Source organism: Nocardioides iriomotensis (genome assembly GCF_004168035.1).
GTDB lineage: Bacteria > Actinomycetota > Actinomycetes > Propionibacteriales > Nocardioidaceae > Nocardioides_B > Nocardioides_B iriomotensis.
The window spans coordinates 118,445-138,291 of record NZ_SDPU01000010.1 but is presented as its reverse complement, the minus strand read 5'-3'; the positions used below and the strand labels follow the sequence as shown (position 1 = coordinate 138,291).

Below are 19,847 nucleotides of genomic sequence, written 5' to 3'. Positions count from 1 at the left end.
GGTGTCACACCCACCGCCCGCGCCACCCGGCCGGGCTCATCGAGGAGGTAGTCATGACCCACGCACCCGTCGCCCGCCTGCACCACCGGATGGCCCGTCGAGCCGCCCGGCTCGACGAGCGCGGTGTCGCCACCGCCGAGTACGCCGTCGTCACGGCGGCCGGCTGCGGCCTCGCCGCCGTGCTGATCAAGCTGCTCACCAGCGACTGGGGGCAGGACCTGCTGAAGATGCTCTTCGAGCTGATCTTCAAGGTCATCGGCCTCGGCTGATGCAGCGACCCACGAGGACCGAGTCGGGGGCGTGCCTGCTGCGCGCCCCCGGCCCGGGGCGGCGCACCGAGCGGGGTGCCGCCACCGCGGAGGCCGTGATGGTGATGCCGGTCCTCGCCGCCCTCACCATCGCGCTGGTGTGGCTGCTGGCCCTGGCAGCCGCCCAGACGCGCACCGTCGACGCCGCGCGCGAGGTGGCCCGCGCCCTGGCCCGCGACGAGCCCCGCGCCACCGCTCTCGAGCTCGGCCGGCGGGTGGCACCCGCCGGGGCCGACTTCGCCGTCGGCGGCGGCAGCAGTGACGTGACCGTCGAGGTGTCCGCCGCTGTCGGCGGGCCCGGCGGACTCCTGGCGTTCCTCCCGGACGTCACGGTGCGCGCCGAGGCCGTGGCGGCCCGGGAGCAGCAGTGACCGGCCGCCACGCGCGCGGCGACCGCGGCTCCGCCGTCTGGATCACCCCGTTCGTGGGCCTGCTCCTGCTCGCCGCGCTGGTCCTCGCGTTCCAGGGCGGCGTGCTCGTCTCCCAGCGCCGGGTCCAGGCGGCTGCCGACCTCGCCGCTCTCGCCGGGGCGTCCGCGCTCCAGCGCGGCGACGACGGCTGCGCCGCGGCCGGCACGATCGCCCGCCGCAACGGTGCGACGCTACGGCGCTGCGACGTCGCCGACCAGGAGCTGGTCGTCACGCTGAGCCGCGCCGGTCCCCAGGCACTCGGGCGAGAGGTCGAGGTGCGCGCCTCCGCGCGGGCCGGTCCTGCTCAGGTGCCCTGACGGTGCTGGCCGGGCTCCGTGGGCGGCGTGGTCTCTGTCGTCGTCGTGGTGGACGCGTCGGACGAACCGGGCGTCCCGGCCGTGTGAGACCCAGCCGCCGGGCCGGGGTCGGTCGCCGTCGTCGTGCCGGTCGTCGCCGTGGTGGGCGCGGTGGCGGTGTCGGTGCTGTCGGTGCGCGTCTCGGCCGCAGGCACGGATGCCGCCTCGCGCTCGGTCCGCTCCTTCTGCAGGCGCGCGAGCTCCTTGCGCTCCTTGCGTCGCTGCGCGGCGCGCCGGGTGCCACCCCGCAGCAGCGCGAGACCGGCCACGAGCAGGAGCAGGGTCAGGGCGCCGAGGAGGTAGATGGTCAGCGTGTTCATCGTGACGTCGAAGACGCCGCTGTCGAAGGTGACCGGCTGGGTGCCCGACGACAGGAACGCCACGAGCAGGCCGACGGCCAGGAGGATGAGGATCAGTCCGAGCACCAGCATGGTGAGGCCCTTTCGGTGGTGGTTCGCACGATAGCCCTCGTACGACCGTCGTCTAGGTCCTTCCCGTTCGCACGACCGGCCATGCCCGGACGGGTCCGCGGATCAGGACGACGTGCGCGGAGCGTGGCGCAGCAGCACGTCGAGCATCGCCACGGCGCCGGCCTTGTCGAGCGGGTTGTTGCCGTTGCCGCACTTGGGCGACTGCACGCACGACGGGCAGCCCTCGAGGCACTGGCACCCGTCGATGGCCTCCCGGGTCGCGGTGAGCCACTCGGCGGCCGCGCGGAAGCCGCGCTCGGCGAACCCGGCGCCTCCGGGATGTCCGTCGTACACGAAGACCGTGAGGATGCCGGTGTCCGGGTGACGAGCGGTCGAGACGCCGCCGATGTCCCACCGGTCGCACGTCGCGAACAACGGCAGCAGCCCGATCGAGGCGTGCTCGGCGGCGTGGGCGGCGCCCGGCCGGTCGCGCCCGGCGAAGCCCGCCTCCTCCAGGACGTCGTCGGGCAGCGTCCACCACACCGCGCTGGTCTCGAGGATGCGTTCGGGCAGGTCGAGCGGCTCCTCGCCGAGGATCTCGCCGGTGCGCAGCTGCTTGCGCACGTACGACACCACCTGGTGCGTCACGCGCACCGTGCCGGTCGCGACCTCGGCCGGTCCCCACGCCACGTGCTCCCGCCGGCCGGTGATGGCGATGTCGGTGATGTCACGCGCGCTCGTGGAGTACGGCGGGTCGTCGGGATGGAGCACGGCGACCCCGTCGTCGAGGTCGAGCGAGTCGACGACGTAGGTGTCGCCCTGGTGCAGGTACACCGCGCCCTGGTGGACCGTCGCGTGCGCGGAGCTCTGGTCAACCGTGCCGACGAGGCGCCCGGTGCCGGCCTCGACGAGCCGGACCGGCGCGCCGCCGGAGGAGCGGATGTCGGCGAGGTCGCTGGCGCGGCGACGGTCGGTCCAGTGCCAGCCGCGGGCGCGCCGGCGCAGCATGCCCGCCTCGGTGAGGGCGTCGACGCCGGCGCGCGCGAGCGGCCCGAACATCGGCAGGTCCTGCTCGGTCAGCGGCAGCTCGTCGGCGGCGGCGCACAGGTGCGGGCCGAGGACGTAGGGGTTGTCGGGGTCGAACACGTTGGCCTCGACCGGCCGGCCGAAGAGCGCCTCGGGGTGGTTCACGAGATAGGTGTCGAGCGGGTCGTCGCGCGCGACCAGCACCCCGAGCGCGTCCTGCCCGGCGCGTCCGGCCCGGCCGACCTGCTGCCACAGGGCGGCCCGCGTGCCGGGGAAGCCGGCCATGACGACGGCGTCGAGGCCGGCCACGTCGATGCCGAGCTCGAGGGCATTGGTGGCGGCGACGCCGAGGAGCGTGCCGGCGCGCAGCGCGCCCTCGAGGGCACGACGGTCCTCGGGCAGGTAGCCGCCGCGATAGGCGGCGACCCGGCGGCCGAGACCGGGCTCGACCTCCTCGAGCTGCCGGCGGGCCGTCATCGCGACGGACTCGGCGCCCTGCCGGGACCGGACGAACGCGAGCGTGCGGACGTTGTCGACCACCAGGTCGGTGAGCAGGTCGGCGGTCTCGGCGGTGGCCGGGCGTCGCACCGGAGCGCCGTGCTCGCCGAGGAGCGACGAGAACGCCGGTTCCCAGAGCGCGAGCGCGACCTCGCCGCGCTGGGAGGCGTCGTCGCTCACGGCGGTGACCGGCAGCCCGACGAGGCGGGAGGCCGACACGTCGGGTTCCGCGACCGTGGCGGACGCGAGCACGAACGTGGGTGACGCGCCGTGGAAGGCGCAGACCCGGCGCAGCCGCCGCAGGATCTGCGCGACGTGCGCGCCGAACACGCCGCGGTAGTGGTGGCACTCGTCGACCACGACGAAGGCGACCGAGCCGAGGAAGCGCGACCAGCGCTGGTGCCCCGGCAGCAGCGAGTGGTGGAGCATGTCGGGGTTGGTGAGGACGTACTCCGCGTGGTCGCGGGCGAACTCGCGCTGCTCCCGGCTCGAGTCCCCGTCGTGGGTGGTGGCCGCGAGCCCGGGCACGTCGAGCGCGCGCAGCGAGGTGAGCTGGTCCTGCGCGAGCGCCTTGGTCGGGGAGAGGTACAGCACGGTGGCGCCGCGCCGGCCGAAGCGGTCCCGTGACCCGAGCACGGAGGTCAGCGCCGGCATCAGGTAGCCGAGCGACTTGCCGGACGCGGTGCCGGTCGACAGCACGACGTGGGCGCCGTGGTGAGCGAGGTCGGCGGCCTGCGCCTGGTGCGCCCAGGGCCGTTCGATGCCGCGCGCCTGCCACGCCTCGCGCAGCGGGGACGGCAGCCACCCGGGCCAGTCCACCCGGGCACCGGGACGCGCAGGCAGCAGCTCGAGGTGCGTGAGCCGGGTCGTCTCGGCGTCCGTGTCGGGCCCGCCACCGCGGCGGGGACGCTCGGCGAGCCGGCGCAGCACGTCGACGGCGCTCGGTGAGCGATTGGGGGACACGGCGTGAGTCTGGCAAAGCCCACCGACGCGGTTTCGGGGGTCAGGCGCTGCACGGTGAGCTCGGAATCTGGCAGAGTGACCGGTGTGCCGAGGGGGTGCATGATTGAATGCACCCGTGGGGGACGGCCACTGGGTCGGCCCCGACCCGTGTGAACGGCAACTGATCGAGGGAGTAGGGCGTGGACCTGTCACTTGATACGCGCCACGAGGGTGGTCACACCATCATCGAGGTCGGCGGCGAGATCGACGTCTACACCGCACCCAAGCTGCGCGACAAGATCACCGAGCTGGTCGGCAACGGCGAGTACAACCTGGTGATCGACATGGAGAAGGTCGACTTTCTCGACTCGACCGGTCTCGGCGTCCTGGTCGGTGGCCTGAAGAAGGTGCGTGCGCACGACGGCTCGATGCGCCTCATCTGCAACCAGGAGCGGCTGCTCAAGATCTTCCGGATCACCGGCCTCGCCAAGGTCTTCGTGATCCACGGCTCGCAGGCCGACGCGCTGGCTGAGCACTGACCCGCCATGGGGGCCACACGCACCTCCCCGAGCACGGGGACGGGAATCACCGTCGCCATCGCTCGTGACCCTGCCCTCGTCCGCACCGTGCGGCTGATCGCGGCCGCGGTGGCTCGGCGGGCGAGCCAGGACGAGGAGTTCGTCGAGGAGGTCCGGCTGGCGGTCGGTGAGGCGTGCGCCCTGATGGTGGCCGACCCCGCCTCCGACAGCGGCCCGGTCACCGTGACCCTGGCGGTGGACGGCCGGCTGGTGGTCGACGTCGTCGCGACCGGTCACGTCCACGTCGACGACGAGCCCGACTCCGACGTCGACGGGGTGGAGCCCTGGGCGCTGCTGCGCGGGCTCATCGACGACCTCGCGATCGCCCACGTGGGCGACACCACGACGCTCACCATGTCGTGGCCCGTGCGCGCCGCCTGATCCACGCGCACCGCACGCCGCCCCGCAGCGCGGACCAGGACGTCTCGCAAGCCACGAGAGTTCCGGATGGCAAGAAATGTGGGCCATGCCACACACCTGGTGCCGCCACGGCCCTACTTCGTGCGTAGACTCCGGCTCACCGAATCGCGCGTGAGGCAGGTCACGCCTGTCGGCATCCCCTTGGTCGAGGCCAGGCCGGATGTGCGCGCCCATTCACGACGGGTACCCGAGCGGGCCCAATCGGAGGAGGACGTATGTCCGGGCACATCTTTGCCGCCGAGACCGGCGGTGAGGCTGCGACCGTGGACCTGTCCGGCGGCAACCTGAGCTTCGTCATCGTCGTCTTCGCCATCGCGGTCGTCGCGCTGGTCATGGGGATGATGTTCCGCAGGCAGGTACTCGCAGCCGGCGAGGGCACGACCAACATGCAGCGCATCGGCCAGGCGGTGCAGGAGGGTGCAGCAGCCTTCCTCGGGCGCCAGTTCCGCACGCTCGGCATCTTCGCCGTGGCAGCGTTCGTGCTGCTGTTCCTGCTGCCGGCGCACGGCGGTCTCGACGTCAAGATCGGCCGCTCCATCTTCTTCCTCGTGGGCGCGGGATTCTCCGCAGCCATCGGCTACTTCGGGATGTCGCTCGCGGTCAAGGCCAACGTCCGGGTGGCGGCCGCTGCGCGTGACGAGGGCCGTGACCCGGCCATGAGGATCGCCTTCCGCACCGGTGGCGTCGTCGGCATGGCCACCGTCGGCCTCGGTCTGCTGGGCGCGGCACTCGTCGTGCTGATCTACAGGAACGACGCCCCGACCGTGCTCGAGGGCTTCGGCTTCGGTGCGGCGCTGCTCGCGATGTTCATGCGAGTCGGTGGCGGCATCTTCACCAAGGCGGCCGACGTCGGCGCCGACCTCGTCGGCAAGGTGGAGAACAACATCCCCGAGGACGACCCGCGCAACGCCGCGACGATCGCCGACAACGTGGGCGACAACGTGGGCGACTGCGCCGGCATGGCGGCCGACCTCTTCGAGTCGTACGCCGTGACCCTGGTCGCCGCGCTGATCCTCGGCAAGGCCGCGTTCGGCGCCGAGGGCCTCGTGTTCCCGCTGATCGTGCCGGCCATCGGCGCGCTGACCGCGATCCTCGGCGTCTACATCACGAAGCCCCGCCCGGGCGAGAACGGCCTCAAGACGATCAACCGCTCGTTCTACATCTCCGCGGCGGTGTCCGCGGTGCTGAGCACGATCGCCGCGTTCGCCTACCTGCCCGCCACCTTCGCCGAGCTCACCAGCGTGCCGGCCGCTCTCGCTGACTACGACGGCAACCCCCGCATGATCGCGATCATCGCCGTCCTGATCGGCATCGTGCTCGCGGCCATCATCCTGTCGCTCACCGGCTACTACACCGGCACCGACCACCGTCCGGTCAAGGACGTCGGCAAGACCTCGCTCACCGGCGCGGCCACCGTCATCCTGTCCGGCCTGTCGGTCGGCTTCGAGTCCGCGGTGTTCACCGCCCTGGTCATCGGGGCGGCCGTGTACGGCGCGTTCCTCCTCGGCTCCGGCGTCGTCGCGATCTCGCTGTTCGCGGTCGCGCTCGCGGGCTGCGGCCTGCTGACCACCGTCGGCGTCATCGTCGCGATGGACACCTTCGGCCCGGTCTCCGACAACGCCCAGGGCATCGCGGAGATGTCCGGCGACGTCGACGGCGAGGGCGCGCAGATCCTCACCGAGCTCGACGCGGTCGGCAACACCACCAAGGCGATCACCAAGGGCATCGCGATCGCGACGGCCGTGCTCGCCGCGACCGCGCTGTTCGGCTCCTACACCGGCGCCATCACCGAAGCCCTCCGTGAGGCGGGCGTGACGCAGGTGGGCGACTCGTTCCTCACCGCGGTCTACAGCCCCAACGTGCTCGTGGGCCTGCTCATCGGCGCGTCGGTCGTGTTCCTCTTCTCCGGCCTGGCGATCAACGCCGTCGGCCGCGCCGCAGGTGCGGTCGTGTTCGAGGTGCGCCGCCAGTTCAAGGAGATCCCCGGGATCATGGAGGGCACCGGTCGTCCGGAGTACGGCCGGGTCGTCGACATCTGCACGCGCGACTCGTTGCGTGAGCTCGCGACGCCGGGCCTGCTCGCGATCTTCGCGCCGATCGCCGTGGGCTTCGGCCTCGGCGTTGGCCCGCTGGCCGGGTACCTCGCCGGCGCGATCGGCACCGGCACGCTGATGGCGATCTTCCTCGCCAACGCGGGTGGTGCCTGGGACAACGCGAAGAAGCTCGTCGAGGACGGCCACCACGGCGGCAAGGGCTCGCCGTCCCACGAGGCGACGATCATCGGCGACACCGTCGGCGACCCGTTCAAGGACACCGCCGGCCCCGCGATCAACCCGCTGATCAAGGTGATGAACCTGGTCTCGCTGCTGATCGCCGCGGCCATCGTCCAGCTGAGCGCCGGCGAGGGTGAGAACACCGTGCTGCGGGTCGCGATCGCGCTCGCCGCGGCCGGTGTGATCGCCGTGGCGGTGTACGTGTCCAAGCGCCGCCCGGTCGCCATCGGCGCGTCCGAGCCGGCCGAGGTCAAGGCCGCCTGACCCAGCGCCACACGAGGGGCCGTCTCCCGCGGGGAGGCGGCCCCTCGCCGTGTCCCGGGCGGACTGACCGGTCCCGCTGCCGAGGTCATAGAGTCGGGAGCCGTGGACCTGCTCTCGACCGCTGACGTGGAGCGACTGCGCGACGACCTCGTCGAGGCCGGCTACCACTACGAGGGCGTCGCCGGCCTCCTCGGACCCGTCGCCCACCGCGCGCTGTCCCGCAACGAGACCACGCCGGGACTGCGCGCCACCCGCGACCGCAGCCCGCTGTCGACCCTGGTCCGGCTCTGGCTGCTCCAGGCCGTCGTGCCCGCCGCCGACCTCGAGGCCGCGCTCCCGGGCCTGGTCGACCCCCTCTGCGTCGCCGGCCTGCTCGAGCGCAGCATCGGCGAGGTCCGAGCCCGCGTCGACGTCCGGCCCTACGCCGACGACACCCGGGGATGGTGGGTGGTCAGCGACCTGACTCCCGGCCTCGACGGGGGCGGGATGAAGGTGGGCGACGACCACGTCCTCGGCATCAGCTCGGCGTCCTCGACGCTCGCCCAGCTCACCGTCCGCGAGCCGGTCGAGCGCGCCCTCGACCTCGGCACCGGCTGCGGCGTCCAGGCGCTGCACCTCGCCGAGCACGCCCGGCACGTCGTGGCCACCGACGTGAACCAGCGCGCGCTCCGGATGGCCCGGCTCAACGCCGCCCTCAACGGGGTCCGCATCGACGACCGGGCCGGCAGCCTGTACGAGCCCGTCGGCGACGAGCGGTTCGACCTGATCGTCACCAATCCGCCGTTCGTCGTCTCCCCGGGCACCGGCCGACGCCTCGTATACCGGGACTCCGGCCTGCCCGGCGACGAGATGGTCCGCCGCGTCGTCTCCGGCGCCGCCGACCACCTGAGCCCCGGCGGCCGGGCTCAGGTCCTCGCCAACTGGGTGCACCGCAGGGGCGTGGACTGGCGCGAGCGGGTGGCCGGGTGGGTCGCGGGCCAGGACGTCGACGCCTGGGTGGTGCAGCGTGAGGTCGCCGACCCGGCGGAGTACGTCGAGCTGTGGCTCAAGGACGCCGGCGTGCACGGCGACCAGGACTACGCATCGCGCTACGACACCTGGCTGGCCTGGTTCGCCGAGCAGGGGATCGAGGCGGTCGGGTTCGGCTGGCTCAACCTCCGTCGGGTCGAGCGGGAGCCGGTGCTGCACCTCGAGGAGTGGCCGTACGACGTGGAGCAGCCGCTCGGTCCGGAGGTCGCCGCCCGCGCCCGCCGGGACGACGCGCTCGCCGCGAACCCCGACCTGGCCGGCGTCCGGCTGGTGCGCCGCGAGGACGTCCGGCAGGAGGCGACCGGTGCTCCCGGCGCCGAGGACCCCGAGACGATCGTGCTGCGCCAGCAGCGGGGAATGCGCCGCGCGCACCAAGCCGACACCGTGCTCGCGGGCCTCGTCGGCGCCTGCGACGGCGACCTGACCGTCGGGCAGATCCTCGACGCGCTGGCCACCCTGCTCGACCGCGACGCCGCCGAGCTGCGCGGGACCTACGAGCCCGAGGTCCGCCGACTCGTGGCCGACGGGTTCCTCACGGTTTCCTGACCCTCCGTTCGGGGCATCCCTCCAGCACAGAGGTCGCGTCGATCGGGGGATCACATGGACAGGCACGTCGCACGTCGGGCCGCGGCCCTCACCACCGTCCTCGCGCTGGGCGTCTCGGGCGCCGGCTGCGGCGCCGGCTCCGCGGCACCGGAGGCGCAGGCGGAGAGCGACGCCTCGCCCTCGCCGAGCGAGCCGAAGCCGAGCAACCTGCCCCTCCCCGCCCAGGACGGCCGGGTGCAGGGACCGCTGGGGGACGTCGTGCTGGTGCCGCCCGGGTTCCTGCCCCGGGACGACGACGATCCCACCGACCTCGGGGGCGACACCGGGTCGTTCACGCTGCCGCGCTACGTGCGCAACTTCTACGGCGGGGACAAAAGGGTCCTCAAGGACTTCCGGATGAGCCGGATGCGCCGCGGCTTCCACGTCTACGCCGAGAACCGCGCCGAGGACCGGTGGATCCACGTCTACCTCTTCGAGACCCGTGACAACGGCGGCGCAACCATGCTGCGCAGCATGATGTTCGGCGACGACGACGCCGAGTCCTACACCGTGCGCACGGTCGAGGACGCCGTCGGGCAGATCCGCCACGGGAAGAGCGACAACGGTCCCTACACCTCGATGGAGATCGCCTACGCCGTCGGCAACGTCTACGTCCGGGTCATCGGCGCCCGCCGGGGCGGAAAGCCCGACACCAGGCTGGTCGAGAAGCTCGCGCGGCTGCAGAAGAAGAGCCTCCAGGCGTCGTTCTCGCCGACCGCGTGACCCGACGTGACCGGGGCCACATCGCGGCCCGGGCGCCTCCGGCGTGCCATGCTGCCCCGCGGACACTGGGCATTCCCCGTTGACACGGCGCGTTACCGTGTCTGGCGCGGAACTCCGGCCTGGGTACGGCCGGGACGCAGCGAGACGAGGAGCAGGACAGGACGTGGCAGGGAACAACGGCGCCGGGCGCAAGCTGGTGATCGTCGAGTCGCCCGCGAAGGCGAAGACGATCGGCGGCTACCTGGGCGGCGACTACGTGGTCGAGTCGTCGATCGGGCACATCCGCGACCTCCCGCAGAGCGCTGCCGACGTGCCCGCCAAGATCAAGGGCCAGCCGTGGGCGCGCCTCGGTGTCGACGTCGACAACGACTTCACCCCCTACTACGTCGTCTCCCGCGACAAGAAGTCCCACATGACCAAGCTCAAGGGACTCCTGAAGGACGCCTCCGAGCTCTACCTCGCCACGGATGAGGACCGCGAGGGCGAGGCGATCGCCTGGCACCTGCTCGACGAGCTGAAGCCCAAGGTCCCGGTGCGCCGGATGGTGTTCCACGAGATCACCAAGCCGGCGATCCTCGCGGCGGTCGAGAGCCCCCGCGACATCGACATGGACCTCGTCGAGGCCCAGGAGGCCCGGCGCATCCTCGACCGGCTCTACGGCTACGAGGTCTCCCCGGTGCTGTGGAAGAAGGTCATGTCCGGCCTGTCGGCCGGCCGGGTGCAGTCCGTCGCGACCCGTCTTGTCGTCGACCGGGAGCGGGAGCGGATGGCGTTCCGCACCGCGTCGTACTGGGACCTGGAGGGCACCTTCGACGCCGGAGCCGGCCACGACGAGCGGATGTTCCCGGCCAAGCTGCACTCCGTCGACGGAGCCCGGGTGGCCCGCGGCTCCGACTTCACGGCCCAGGGCGTGCTCAAGGACAGCAGCAACGTCGTGCACCTCGACCGCGGCCGCGCCGAGGCCCTCGCGTCGGCGCTGGACGACACGGCCTTCGAGGTCCGCTCGGTCGAGTCCAAGCCCTACACCCGCAGGCCCTACGCGCCGTTCCGCACCACGACGCTGCAGCAGGAGGCCTCCCGCAAGCTCGGCTACGGCGCCTCGCGGACGATGTCGATCGCGCAGCGGCTCTACGAGAACGGCTTCATCACCTACATGCGCACCGACTCCACGACGCTGTCGGAGTCGGCCGTCGCCGCGGCCCGCCAGCAGGCCACCGAGCTGTACGGCGCGGAGTACGTCCCCGACAAACCGCGCACCTACACCTCCAAGGTCAAGAACGCCCAGGAGGCGCACGAGGCGATCCGCCCGGCCGGCGAGAACTTCCGCACGCCCGCGCAGACCGGCCTCACCGGCGACGAGTTCCGCCTCTACGAGCTGATCTGGATGCGCACCGTCGCCTCGCAGATGAAGGACGCCGAGGGCCGCTCGGTGACGATCCGCCTCGGCGGCGGCGCCAGCAGCGGCGAGGACGTCGTGTTCTCCGCCAGCGGCCGCGTGATCACCTTCCACGGCTTCCTCAAGGCGTACGTCGAGGGCAGCGACGACCCGGACACCGAGTCCGACGACCGCGAGACCCGGCTCCCCGCCGTGTCCGAGGGCGACGCGGTGTCGGCGGCGTCGGTGCGCGCGGCCGGCCACGAGACGAAGCCGCCGGCGCGCTACACCGAGGCGACCCTGGTCCGTGAGCTCGAGGAGCGCGAGATCGGCCGGCCGTCGACGTACGCCTCGATCATCGGCACGATCCTCAACCGCGGCTACGTCTACAAGAAGGGCACCGCGCTGGTGCCGGCGTGGCTGGCGTTCTCGGTGATCCGGCTGCTCGAGGAGCACTTCTCCCGGCTGGTGTCCTACGAGTTCACCGCGGTCATGGAGGACACCCTCGACGAGGTGGCGGCCGGTCGTGCCGTCGGCAATGACGAGCTCGCGAAGTTCTACTTCGGCGGCGGCGACGTCGAGGGCCTCAAGAAGCTCGTCTCCGAGCTCGGCGAGATCGACGCCCGCGAGCTGGCGACGTTCCCGATCGACGACGGCATCGACCTGCGGGTCGGCCGCTACGGCCCCTACATCGAGACCGAGGACGGCACCCGCGCCAACGTCCCCGAGGACCTGCCCCCCGACGAGCTCACGCCCGCGAAGGCCAAGGAGCTGCTGGCCAACCCGGCCGGCGAGGAGACGCACCTCGGCGACGACCCCGAGTCCGGGTTGCCCATCGTGGCGAAGAACGGCCGTTTCGGCCCCTACGTCACCGAGGTCCTGCCGGAGGACGCGCCCAAGGGCGCCAAGCCGCGCACCGGCTCGCTGTTCAAGTCGATGACCCTCGACACGATCACGCTGCAGGACGCGCTCAAGCTGCTGACCCTGCCGCGCGTCGTCGGCACCGACCCCGAGTCGGGCGACGAGATCACCGCGCAGAACGGCCGCTACGGCCCGTACCTCAAGAAGGGCACCGACTCCCGCTCGATCGACTCCGAGGAGAAGCTCCTCACGATCTCGCTGGAGGAGGCGCTGAAGATCTACGCCGAGCCCAAGCGGCGCGGCCGCGCGGCCGCCGACCCCGGGCGGGAGATCGGCACCGACCCGGCGAGCGGTCAGACGGTCACGGTCAAGGGCGGCCGGTTCGGCCCCTACGTCACCGACGGCGAGTACAACGCGACGCTGCGCCAGGGCGACGACCAGGCCACGATCACGATCGAGCGTGCCGCCGAGCTGCTCGCCGAGCGCCGGGCCAAGGGCCCCGCCAAGAAGGCGGCCAAGAAGACGACGAAGAAGTCGGCCGCCAAGAAGTCGACGGCCAAGAAGTCGTCGACGAAGAAGTCCGCCGCGAAGAGGACCACGAAGAAGGCCGCGAAGAAGTCCTGACCCGACGCCCTACGCTGACCCCGTGAGCGAACACCCACCCGTGTCGGCGGTCGACGACCTCCGTCATGCGCCGACGCACTCGCTCGCGGCCGTCCTGCGGATCCCGGACTTCCGGCGGCTCTGGATCGGTCTGGGCCTCTCCAGCCTGGGGGACTGGATCGGCCTGCTCGCGCTGACCGCGATGGCGAACGCCAGCGCGGACTCCTACGCCGGCAAGAACTACGCGATCGCGACGGTGCTCTTCCTGCGCGTGCTCCCGGCGCTGGTGATGGGTCCGATCGCCGGCTACATCGCGGACAAGATCGACCGTCGGGTCACGCTGATCTGGGGCGACTACATCCGGGGCGTGCTGTTCCTGACCATCCCCGTCGTCGGTCAGCTCTGGTGGATCTTCGTGGTCACCGTGCTCGTCGAGGCGGTGTCGCTGGTGTGGGGGCCCGCCAAGGACGCCACCGTCCCCAACCTCGTCCCCCGGTACCGCCTCGAGGCGGCCAACCAGATCAGCCTGGCGACGACGTACGGCTCGGCCCTCCCCGCGGCGGCGATCTTCACCGGCCTCACCCTGGCCGACAAGCTGTACCGCAACCTGTTCGACGTCTTCGACCGCGGACCGATCGACCTGGCGATCTACGCCAACGGCGTGACCTTCATCGTCAGCGGCCTGGTCATCGCCTCGCTCACCACGATCCCGCGCGGTCCCGCGTCGGTCGGGGGCGACACCAACGCCTGGCGCGTGGTGGTCGACGGCTGGAAGTACGTCGGCACCACGCCCCTGGTCCGCGGCCTGGTCATCGGCATCGTCGGCGCCTTCGCGGCGGGCGGGGTCGTGATCGGCCTGGCCCGCACGTTCGTCTCCGACCTCGGCGGTGGCGACCCCGGATACGGCGTGCTGTTCGGCACCGTCTTCGCCGGGCTCGGCCTCGGCATGTGGCGCGGTCCGCGCCTGCTGCACGGGCTCTCCCGGCGGCGGCTGTTCGGCATCGCGCTGACCACCACCGGGCTGCTGCTGTTCCCGCTGGCCCTGGTGCAGCAGCTCGAGATCGTCACCGCGCTGACCCTGCTCCTGGGCTTCGCCGCCGGCGTCGCGTGGATCACGGGCAACACGCTGCTCGGTCTCGAGGTGCCCGACGACGTGCGGGGCCGCACCTTCGCGTTCGTCGGCTCGATGATCCGGCTCGTGCTCGCCCTCGTGCTCGCGGCCGCCCCGCTGGTCGCCGGCACCATCGGCACCATCGACCTGCCCGGCGAGGACCGGTCCGGCGAGCCGCTGCTGGTCTACAACGGCGCCGCGATCACGTTCCTCCTGGCCGCGATCGCGATGACGATTGTCGGTGTCACGGCCTACCGTCAGATGGACGACCGGAAGGGGACCTCGCTGGTGCACGACCTGCGGCACTCGTTCAGCGGCACGCTGGGCGTCTACTCGGCGACGGGGTGCTTCATCGCGCTCGAGGGCGGCGAGGGCGCCGGCAAGTCGACGCAGGCCAAGCGGCTCCAGGAGTGGCTCACCGCCGAGGGGTACGACGTCGTCCTGACCCGTGAGCCCGGCGACACCGACGTCGGCAAGGAGCTGCGGCGGATCGTGCTCGACCCCGCCACCGGCAACATCTCCCACCGCACCGAGGCGCTGCTCTACGCCGCCGACAAGGCCGAGCACGTCGACTCCGTGGTCGCACCCGCCCTCGCGCGCGGGGCCGTCGTCATCACCGACCGCTACGTCGACAGCACGCTCGCCTACCAGGGCGCGGGCCGAGACCTGGCCGACCTCGAGGTCGAGCGCATCGCGCGCTGGGCCACCGCGGACCTGCGCCCCAACCTCACCGTCGTGCTCGACCTGCCGCCCCAGCATGGGATGTCCCGGTTCGAGGAGCGCGACCGCATCGAGGGCGAGTCGGTCGAGTTCCACGAGCGGGTGCGCGACATGTTCCTCCAGCTCGCGTCCGGGCAGCCGGAGCACTACCTCGTCGTCGACGCCCGTGCCTCCATCGACGACATCGCCTCGGAGATCCGGGCGCGGGTCGAGCCGCTGCTCGACGCGGCCCGGCGCGGGACGGGGGTGGACCCCGCATGACCACCGTCGCCCCTGGTGCGGTCTGGCGGACCCTGGTCGGCCAGCACCACGTCGCCGACACGCTCGCCCGGGCCGCGGCCGGGCAGGGGATGACCCACGCCTGGCTGTTCACCGGGCCGCCCGGGTCGGGACGCTCCAACGCCGCGCTCGCGTTCGCGGCCGCGCTGCAGTGCCCGCAGGGCGGCTGCGGCGAGTGCCACGCGTGCCACACCGCCCTGGCGGGCACCCACCCCGACGTCAGCGTCACCCGGTCCGAGACCTCGATGCTCTACATCAAGGACATGCGCGAGCTGGTCGTGCGCTCGGCCCTCGTCCCGGTGGAGAAGCGCTGGCAGGTCATGCTCATCGAGGACGCCGACCGGCTCGGCGACGCCGGCGGCCGCACCGCCAACACGCTGCTGAAGTCCATCGAGGAGCCGACCCCCAAGACGGTCTGGCTGCTGTGCGCCCCGACGCTCGAGGACGTCCCGCAGACGATCCGCTCCCGCTGCCGCCACGTCGCGCTCTCGACGCCCACGGCCGAGCAGGTCGCGGCCTTCCTGGTCGAGAAGGACGGCACCGCCCCGCCGCTGGCGGCGTTCGCCGCCCGCGCCAGCCAGGGCCACATCGGCCGGGCCCGCGCCCTCGCCCGCGACGAGGCCACCCGCAACCGCCGGCGCGAGGTCGTCGCGCTGCCGGGGCGGCTCACCTCGCTCGGCGCCTGCATGAACGCCGCCGCCAACCTGATCGACATCGCCAAGGACGAGACCGAGGCGATCACCGACGCGGCCAACGCCCGCGAGCTGGCCGAGCTCGACGCGACCTACGGCGACGACCGCAAGGCCAAGGCGTCGCGCACCTACCGGGCCGCGCTGCGCGAGCTCACGCACAGCCAGAAGCAGCGGCAGAAACGCCGGGAGATGGACGTCATCGACCGCAGCCTGATGGACCTCACGTCCGTCTACCGCGACGTGATCGCGGTCCAGGCCGGCGCACCCGGCGCGCTGGTCAACGAGGAGTCCCGCACCGACGTCGCCGACCTCGCCCGGCGCACCTCCCCGGAGTCCAACCTGCGGCGCATCGACGCGATCTTCTTCGCCCGCAACCAGATGAGCGAGTTCAACGCGACGCCGCTGCTCACGCTGGAGGCGATGATGATCGCCCTGCGCGTGTAGGCCGGCGGAGCGCCACCGGCCCACCCGTACAGTGCTCCTGTGCGCCACCCCGCCCGCCTCCGCTCCGCCGTCCTCGCCGTCGTGCTCGCGACGACGCTCGCCGGCTGCGGGCTGTTCTCCGACGACGACGAGCCGGCGCTGCCGGAGCCGTCGCTGTCGCCCAGCCCGGTCGAGTCGGCCGAGCCGTCGGAGGAGGCCGCCGAGCCGGACCTGACGCGCTTCTACGAGCAGGAGCTCGACTGGAAGGACTGCGGCGACGACGAGTGCGCCCGGCTGGAGGTGCCGCTCGACTACGCCGACCCCGACGGCGAGACGGTCGAGCTCTCGGTCCTGCGCGTCCCGGCGCGCAGCGACGAGCAGCGCGTGGGCTCGCTCGTCGTGAACCCCGGCGGCCCCGGGGGGTCCGGCGTCGACTACGCCAGCAACGCCGACAACTACTTCGGCAGCGAGCTGCAGCAGGCCTTCGACATCGTCGGCTTCGACCCGCGCGGGGTCGGCCGGTCCACGCCGATCGACTGCCTGACCGACGCCCAGCTCGACACCTTCGTCGCCGCCGACCCCGACCCCGACACCGCCGCCGAGCGCAAGCGCTCCGACCGGCTGCTCGCGCGCTTCGGCGAGGGCTGCGTGGCGAAGAGCGGCGAGCTCGCCGAGCACATGTCGACCGTCGAGGCCGCCCGCGACATCGACGTGCTGCGCGCCGCGCTCGGCGACGGCAAGCTCAGCTACTTCGGGGCGTCGTACGGCACCTTCCTCGGTGCGACGTACGCCGACCTCTTCCCCGAGCGGGTCGGCCGCATGGTGCTCGACGGGGCGCTCGACCCGTCCGTGTCGTCGCTGCGGCTGAACCTCGTGCAGGCCAAGGGCTTCGAGACCGCGCTCCGGGCGTACGTCGGCGCCTGCGTCGACCGGGGCGACTGCTTCCTCGGCGGCTCGGTGGACGCCGGCACCCGGCGCATCCGGGCACTGCTCGACCAGATCGAGCGGAAGCCACTCGACGCCGGCGACCGGACGCTCCACGAGGGCAACGCCGTGCTCGGTATCTGGGCGCCGCTCTACAACGAGAACTTCTGGCCCACCCTCGACGTCGCGCTGCGCTCGGCGTTCGGCGGAGACGGCAGCATCCTGCTCTCGCTCTCGGACTCCTACGTCTCCCGCGGAGCCAACGGCTACGCCAACAACTCGCTCGAGGCGCTGTACGCCGTCAACTGCCTCGACCACGACGACGCGATCCCGAGCGCCGACGTGCAGCAGCACGTCCGCCGCTTCGAGGAGGTCTCGCCGACCTTCGGCCGGATCTTCGCCTACAGCCTGTCCAGCTGCGCCGAGTGGCCGATCCACACGGGGCGCGTGCCGGAGCCGATCCGGGCCGCGGGTGCCCCGCCGATCCTGGTCATCGGCACCACCCGCGACCCCGCCACCCCGCTGGAGTGGGCCGAGTCGCTCGCCGACCAGCTCGACTCGGGTGTGCTGGTGCGCCGCGACGGCGACGGGCACACCGGATACCTGGCCGGCAACGAGTGCGTCGACTCGGCGGTCGAGTCGTACCTCGTGTCCGGGAAGGTGCCGCAGGGCACCGTCGACTGCTGAGCGAGGTCCCTAGCGGGGGTGCACGGGGTCCGCGATCTCCTGGATCCGCTTCGTCGCGATCTCGATCATCAGCCGCGCCGCGGGGGAGAGGGTCGCGCCGGCCCGGTGCACGATCGCGAACGTGTCGAACTGGCGGGGCCGCAGCGACACGAAGCCGGCGTGCGGCGCCAGCCGCGGCAGCAGCTGCTCGGCCGCCCCGCGCGGGATGACCGAGTCGGCGAGGCCGAGGCCGACGAGCTCGACGGCGGTCTCGACGTCCTCGACCTCGATGCGGGTCTGCGGGTTGCGGCCGGCCTCGTGCAGCATCTGGCGCAGCACGATCCGGGTCGAGTCGGTCGCGCGCCAGGTCGTCTCCGGCATCACCAGCGAAGCGTTGGCCAGTCTCTGCGCCGTCACCGGTGACTGGATCGCCTGGGGGTCGGCGCTGATGTAGACCAGCTCGTCGCGGGCGACCGGGATCACCTCCATGCCCTCGCTCTCGGCGGCGGTGACGGCGATCATCGCGGCCTCGATCCGGCCACGGCGCAGGTCGTCCTGGACGTCGGTGGAGTTCTGGCCGATCAGCTCGACGCGCACACCGGGGTGGCGGGCGAGCACGTCGGCGACCAGCCCCGCGCCGGCGTACAGGCGGGCGGTGCCGAACATCCCGAACCGGATCGTCCCGGTCTCCAGCGCCGTCACGCTCGCGACCGCGCGCCGGGCCTCCTCGGCCGCGGCCAGCGTCGCCTCGGCGTGCGGGCGCAGCGAGTCGGCGACGGTCGTCGGCACGACGCCACGCCCGACCCGGCGGAACAGCGTGGTCTTGAGCGTCTTCTCGAGCGCGCGGATCTGCTCGGACACCGACGGCTGGGCGTACCCGAGCTGCTCGGCCGCGGCCGTCAGCGAGCCGGTCTCGTAGGTGGCGAGGAAGCAGCGGAGCTGGTGCAGGGAAAGCATAGGTCTGACCTTGGGTAGTCGAAGGAAAGCCAGGCTACCCCTATGGCTCCCGATCGCCCACCATGGAGGGGTACCCATCCGACAGCTCGAGGGAGGTCACCCCATGTTCGACCACGTCTGCACCGAGTGCCGCAAGCGCCAGCTCGTCTTCCCCAGCCAGGTGACGTCCCTGGTCAACACCGACGCCGGCATCGTCGTCACCCACACCTGCTGGTGCGGCGCGAGCCAGACCTGGCTCACCGGCAAGGCCGTCGCCGAGCGCGTCACCCCCACGCTGGCGGCCTGAGGCCGGCCGAGCCGGGCCTTCAGGGAGGCCCGGCTCCGGTTTCGCGTGACGGGGCGCGGAACCGTATACTCGCGGACGTTGCCCGGACCCGGACCACGTTGCCGGAACTCCGGGCAGCGCGCCGCCTTAGCTCAGTCGGTAGAGCGATTCACTCGTAATGAATAGGTCGTCGGTTCGATTCCGACAGGCGGCTCCGAGTGAGACCCCAGGTCAGAGGCCATCGCCCTCGACCTGGGGTTCTTTGTTTCCCTCCGTCTCGCGCGACTGTGCATCCCACTGTGCATCGCAGCCGCGATCCGCGGTCAAGGCGAATCGGCACCTGGGCCGAAGCCTGATCAGTCCGGCTGCGGCTCGTGGCCGTAATTCGGCTCTCGCGTCCCGGACAGCGTTCCGGAATAATCTGGGTAACGCTGACGAAAGGGGACTCGTGAGGATCGTCGACTTCCTGATCGCGCGAACCGCCGAGGGCGAAGCGATCCTGGAGCGGGTCATCGCCGAGCTCTTGGTCCACGCGGAATCGTCTGACCTGGATGCTCAGGCGGCCTACGAGCGCCAGATGCTGGAGTACCAGGTGCACCGACGGATCATCTCGCTCCTTGCCCCAGATGCCGCCGACCCGGCGGGTCCGGTGCCGATGACGGTCGAGACCCTCCAAGACGCAGCGACGGCGACGCTGCAGCTGTTGGCGATGCCTTACGCCGACCACCCGGACTACAAACAGGACTGGAAAGTCGACTAGTTGCACGGGGTTCACTCATGCCGCGCGTCCGCGCCATGACGAACAGTGGGTGCGGCATGGGCGTCGCCAGACCCGGTCAGACCCGGTCAGACCCGGTCGACACGAAACCCGTACAGCTCACCGACCCGGCTGCGCGGGTCTTGCTGCTCGTGCCAACGGAAAGCGAAACCGACGGCAGCTGCCGCAAACAAAGCGTCGGCAGACGCCATTCCGATCTCCACGCCGACGACCGCTTCGTCGGCCACGGTCGCGCGGCGCACCGGCTCCCACCGGACCCCAGCGTCGTCCAGCGCTGTCCGCAGCAGCTGTGCGTCGACGAGCTGCGCAGCCCACAGCAACGTCCTCTTCGAGGTCGTCGTGATACGTAGGTCAGGCATGCCTCGACCTTC

18 protein-coding genes and 1 tRNA gene are annotated in these 19,847 nt (G+C 72.1%); 15 read left to right on the top strand and 4 right to left on the bottom strand.

The window, feature by feature from the left end; genetic code table 11:
* The first annotated feature begins 53 nt into the window (after positions 1–53).
* From ETU37_RS03420 to ETU37_RS03410, 3 genes are read left to right on the top strand one after another with little or no spacing between them, the layout of a single operon-like run.
* Positions 54–269, top strand: coding sequence for a DUF4244 domain-containing protein (locus tag ETU37_RS03420; RefSeq protein WP_240755526.1), 216 nt, complete (start codon positions 54–56; stop codon positions 267–269).
* The gene (locus ETU37_RS03415) at positions 269–679 is read left to right on the top strand and encodes a TadE family type IV pilus minor pilin (protein WP_129985459.1); all 411 of its coding nucleotides are present in this window, start codon (positions 269–271) and stop codon (positions 677–679) included. Before ETU37_RS03420 ends, ETU37_RS03415 begins: the two co-directional genes overlap by 1 nt.
* Positions 676–1,035 carry an Rv3654c family TadE-like protein gene (locus tag ETU37_RS03410; protein WP_129985458.1) on the top strand — a complete coding sequence of 120 codons (360 nt, stop codon included), beginning with the start codon at positions 676–678 and terminating at the stop codon, positions 1,033–1,035. Before ETU37_RS03415 ends, ETU37_RS03410 begins: the two co-directional genes overlap by 4 nt.
* Here the strand turns inward: ETU37_RS03410 and ETU37_RS03405 are convergent.
* Complete coding sequence (locus ETU37_RS03405; protein ID WP_129985457.1) at positions 1,023–1,505, bottom strand: hypothetical protein; 483 nt, start codon at positions 1,503–1,505, stop codon at positions 1,023–1,025. The two genes, ETU37_RS03410 and ETU37_RS03405, sit on opposite strands and share 13 nt — an antisense overlap.
* Before the next feature lie 102 nt (positions 1,506–1,607).
* Positions 1,608–3,971 (bottom strand): DEAD/DEAH box helicase, encoded by a 2,364-nt coding sequence (locus tag ETU37_RS03400; RefSeq protein WP_276319664.1) that lies wholly within the window; start codon positions 3,969–3,971, stop codon positions 1,608–1,610.
* 179 nt (positions 3,972–4,150) lie between these two features.
* On the opposite strand from ETU37_RS03400, the gene ETU37_RS03395 reads away from it, so the two are divergent.
* From ETU37_RS03395 to ETU37_RS03355, 9 genes are all read left to right on the top strand, one after another.
* Positions 4,151–4,489 (top strand): anti-sigma factor antagonist, encoded by a 339-nt coding sequence (locus tag ETU37_RS03395; RefSeq protein WP_129985456.1) that lies wholly within the window; start codon positions 4,151–4,153, stop codon positions 4,487–4,489.
* Positions 4,490–4,495: 6 nt separating this feature from the next.
* Positions 4,496–4,909: an ATP-binding protein gene (locus ETU37_RS03390; protein WP_129985455.1), complete on the top strand. Its 414-nt coding sequence runs from the start codon at positions 4,496–4,498 to the stop codon at positions 4,907–4,909.
* Positions 4,910–5,163: 254 nt separating this feature from the next.
* The gene (locus tag ETU37_RS03385; protein ID WP_129985454.1) at positions 5,164–7,485 is read left to right on the top strand and encodes a sodium-translocating pyrophosphatase; all 2,322 of its coding nucleotides are present in this window, start codon (positions 5,164–5,166) and stop codon (positions 7,483–7,485) included.
* Positions 7,486–7,587: 102 nt separating this feature from the next.
* The gene (locus ETU37_RS03380; protein WP_129985453.1) at positions 7,588–9,060 is read left to right on the top strand and encodes a DUF7059 domain-containing protein; all 1,473 of its coding nucleotides are present in this window, start codon (positions 7,588–7,590) and stop codon (positions 9,058–9,060) included.
* A 54-nt stretch (positions 9,061–9,114) separates the two neighbouring features.
* Positions 9,115–9,822: a hypothetical protein gene (locus tag ETU37_RS03375; protein WP_129985452.1), complete on the top strand. Its 708-nt coding sequence runs from the start codon at positions 9,115–9,117 to the stop codon at positions 9,820–9,822.
* Positions 9,823–9,985: 163 nt separating this feature from the next.
* Positions 9,986–12,682 (top strand): type I DNA topoisomerase, encoded by a 2,697-nt coding sequence (topA, locus tag ETU37_RS03370; RefSeq protein ID WP_240755525.1) that lies wholly within the window; start codon positions 9,986–9,988, stop codon positions 12,680–12,682.
* A 22-nt stretch (positions 12,683–12,704) separates the two neighbouring features.
* On the top strand, positions 12,705–14,753 hold the full coding sequence (gene tmk / locus ETU37_RS03365; RefSeq protein ID WP_240755524.1) for a dTMP kinase: 2,049 nt from the start codon (positions 12,705–12,707) through the stop codon (positions 14,751–14,753).
* Complete coding sequence (locus ETU37_RS03360; protein ID WP_129985451.1) at positions 14,750–15,907, top strand: DNA polymerase III subunit delta'; 1,158 nt, start codon at positions 14,750–14,752, stop codon at positions 15,905–15,907. Before tmk ends, ETU37_RS03360 begins: the two co-directional genes overlap by 4 nt.
* 39 nt (positions 15,908–15,946) lie before the next feature.
* Positions 15,947–17,497, top strand: coding sequence for an alpha/beta hydrolase (locus ETU37_RS03355; protein WP_129985450.1), 1,551 nt, complete (start codon positions 15,947–15,949; stop codon positions 17,495–17,497).
* A gap of 9 nt (positions 17,498–17,506) precedes the next feature.
* On the opposite strand, the gene ETU37_RS03350 is transcribed toward ETU37_RS03355, so the two are convergent.
* Positions 17,507–18,433: a LysR family transcriptional regulator gene (locus tag ETU37_RS03350; RefSeq protein WP_129985449.1), complete on the bottom strand. Its 927-nt coding sequence runs from the start codon at positions 18,431–18,433 to the stop codon at positions 17,507–17,509.
* Positions 18,434–18,536: 103 nt separating this feature from the next.
* Here ETU37_RS03350 and ETU37_RS03345 point away from each other — a divergent pair, with 103 nt between their 5' ends.
* From ETU37_RS03345 to ETU37_RS03335, 3 genes are all read left to right on the top strand, one after another.
* Complete coding sequence (locus tag ETU37_RS03345) at positions 18,537–18,719, top strand: hypothetical protein (RefSeq protein ID WP_129985448.1); 183 nt, start codon at positions 18,537–18,539, stop codon at positions 18,717–18,719.
* A gap of 120 nt (positions 18,720–18,839) precedes the next feature.
* Positions 18,840–18,912 (top strand) — tRNA-Thr (locus ETU37_RS03340).
* Positions 18,913–19,146: 234 nt separating this feature from the next.
* Positions 19,147–19,458 (top strand): DUF6221 family protein, encoded by a 312-nt coding sequence (locus ETU37_RS03335; RefSeq protein ID WP_129985447.1) that lies wholly within the window; start codon positions 19,147–19,149, stop codon positions 19,456–19,458.
* A gap of 86 nt (positions 19,459–19,544) precedes the next feature.
* On the opposite strand, the gene ETU37_RS03330 is transcribed toward ETU37_RS03335, so the two are convergent.
* Complete coding sequence (locus ETU37_RS03330) at positions 19,545–19,835, bottom strand: hypothetical protein (protein WP_129985446.1); 291 nt, start codon at positions 19,833–19,835, stop codon at positions 19,545–19,547.
* Positions 19,836–19,847 lie beyond the last annotated feature (12 nt).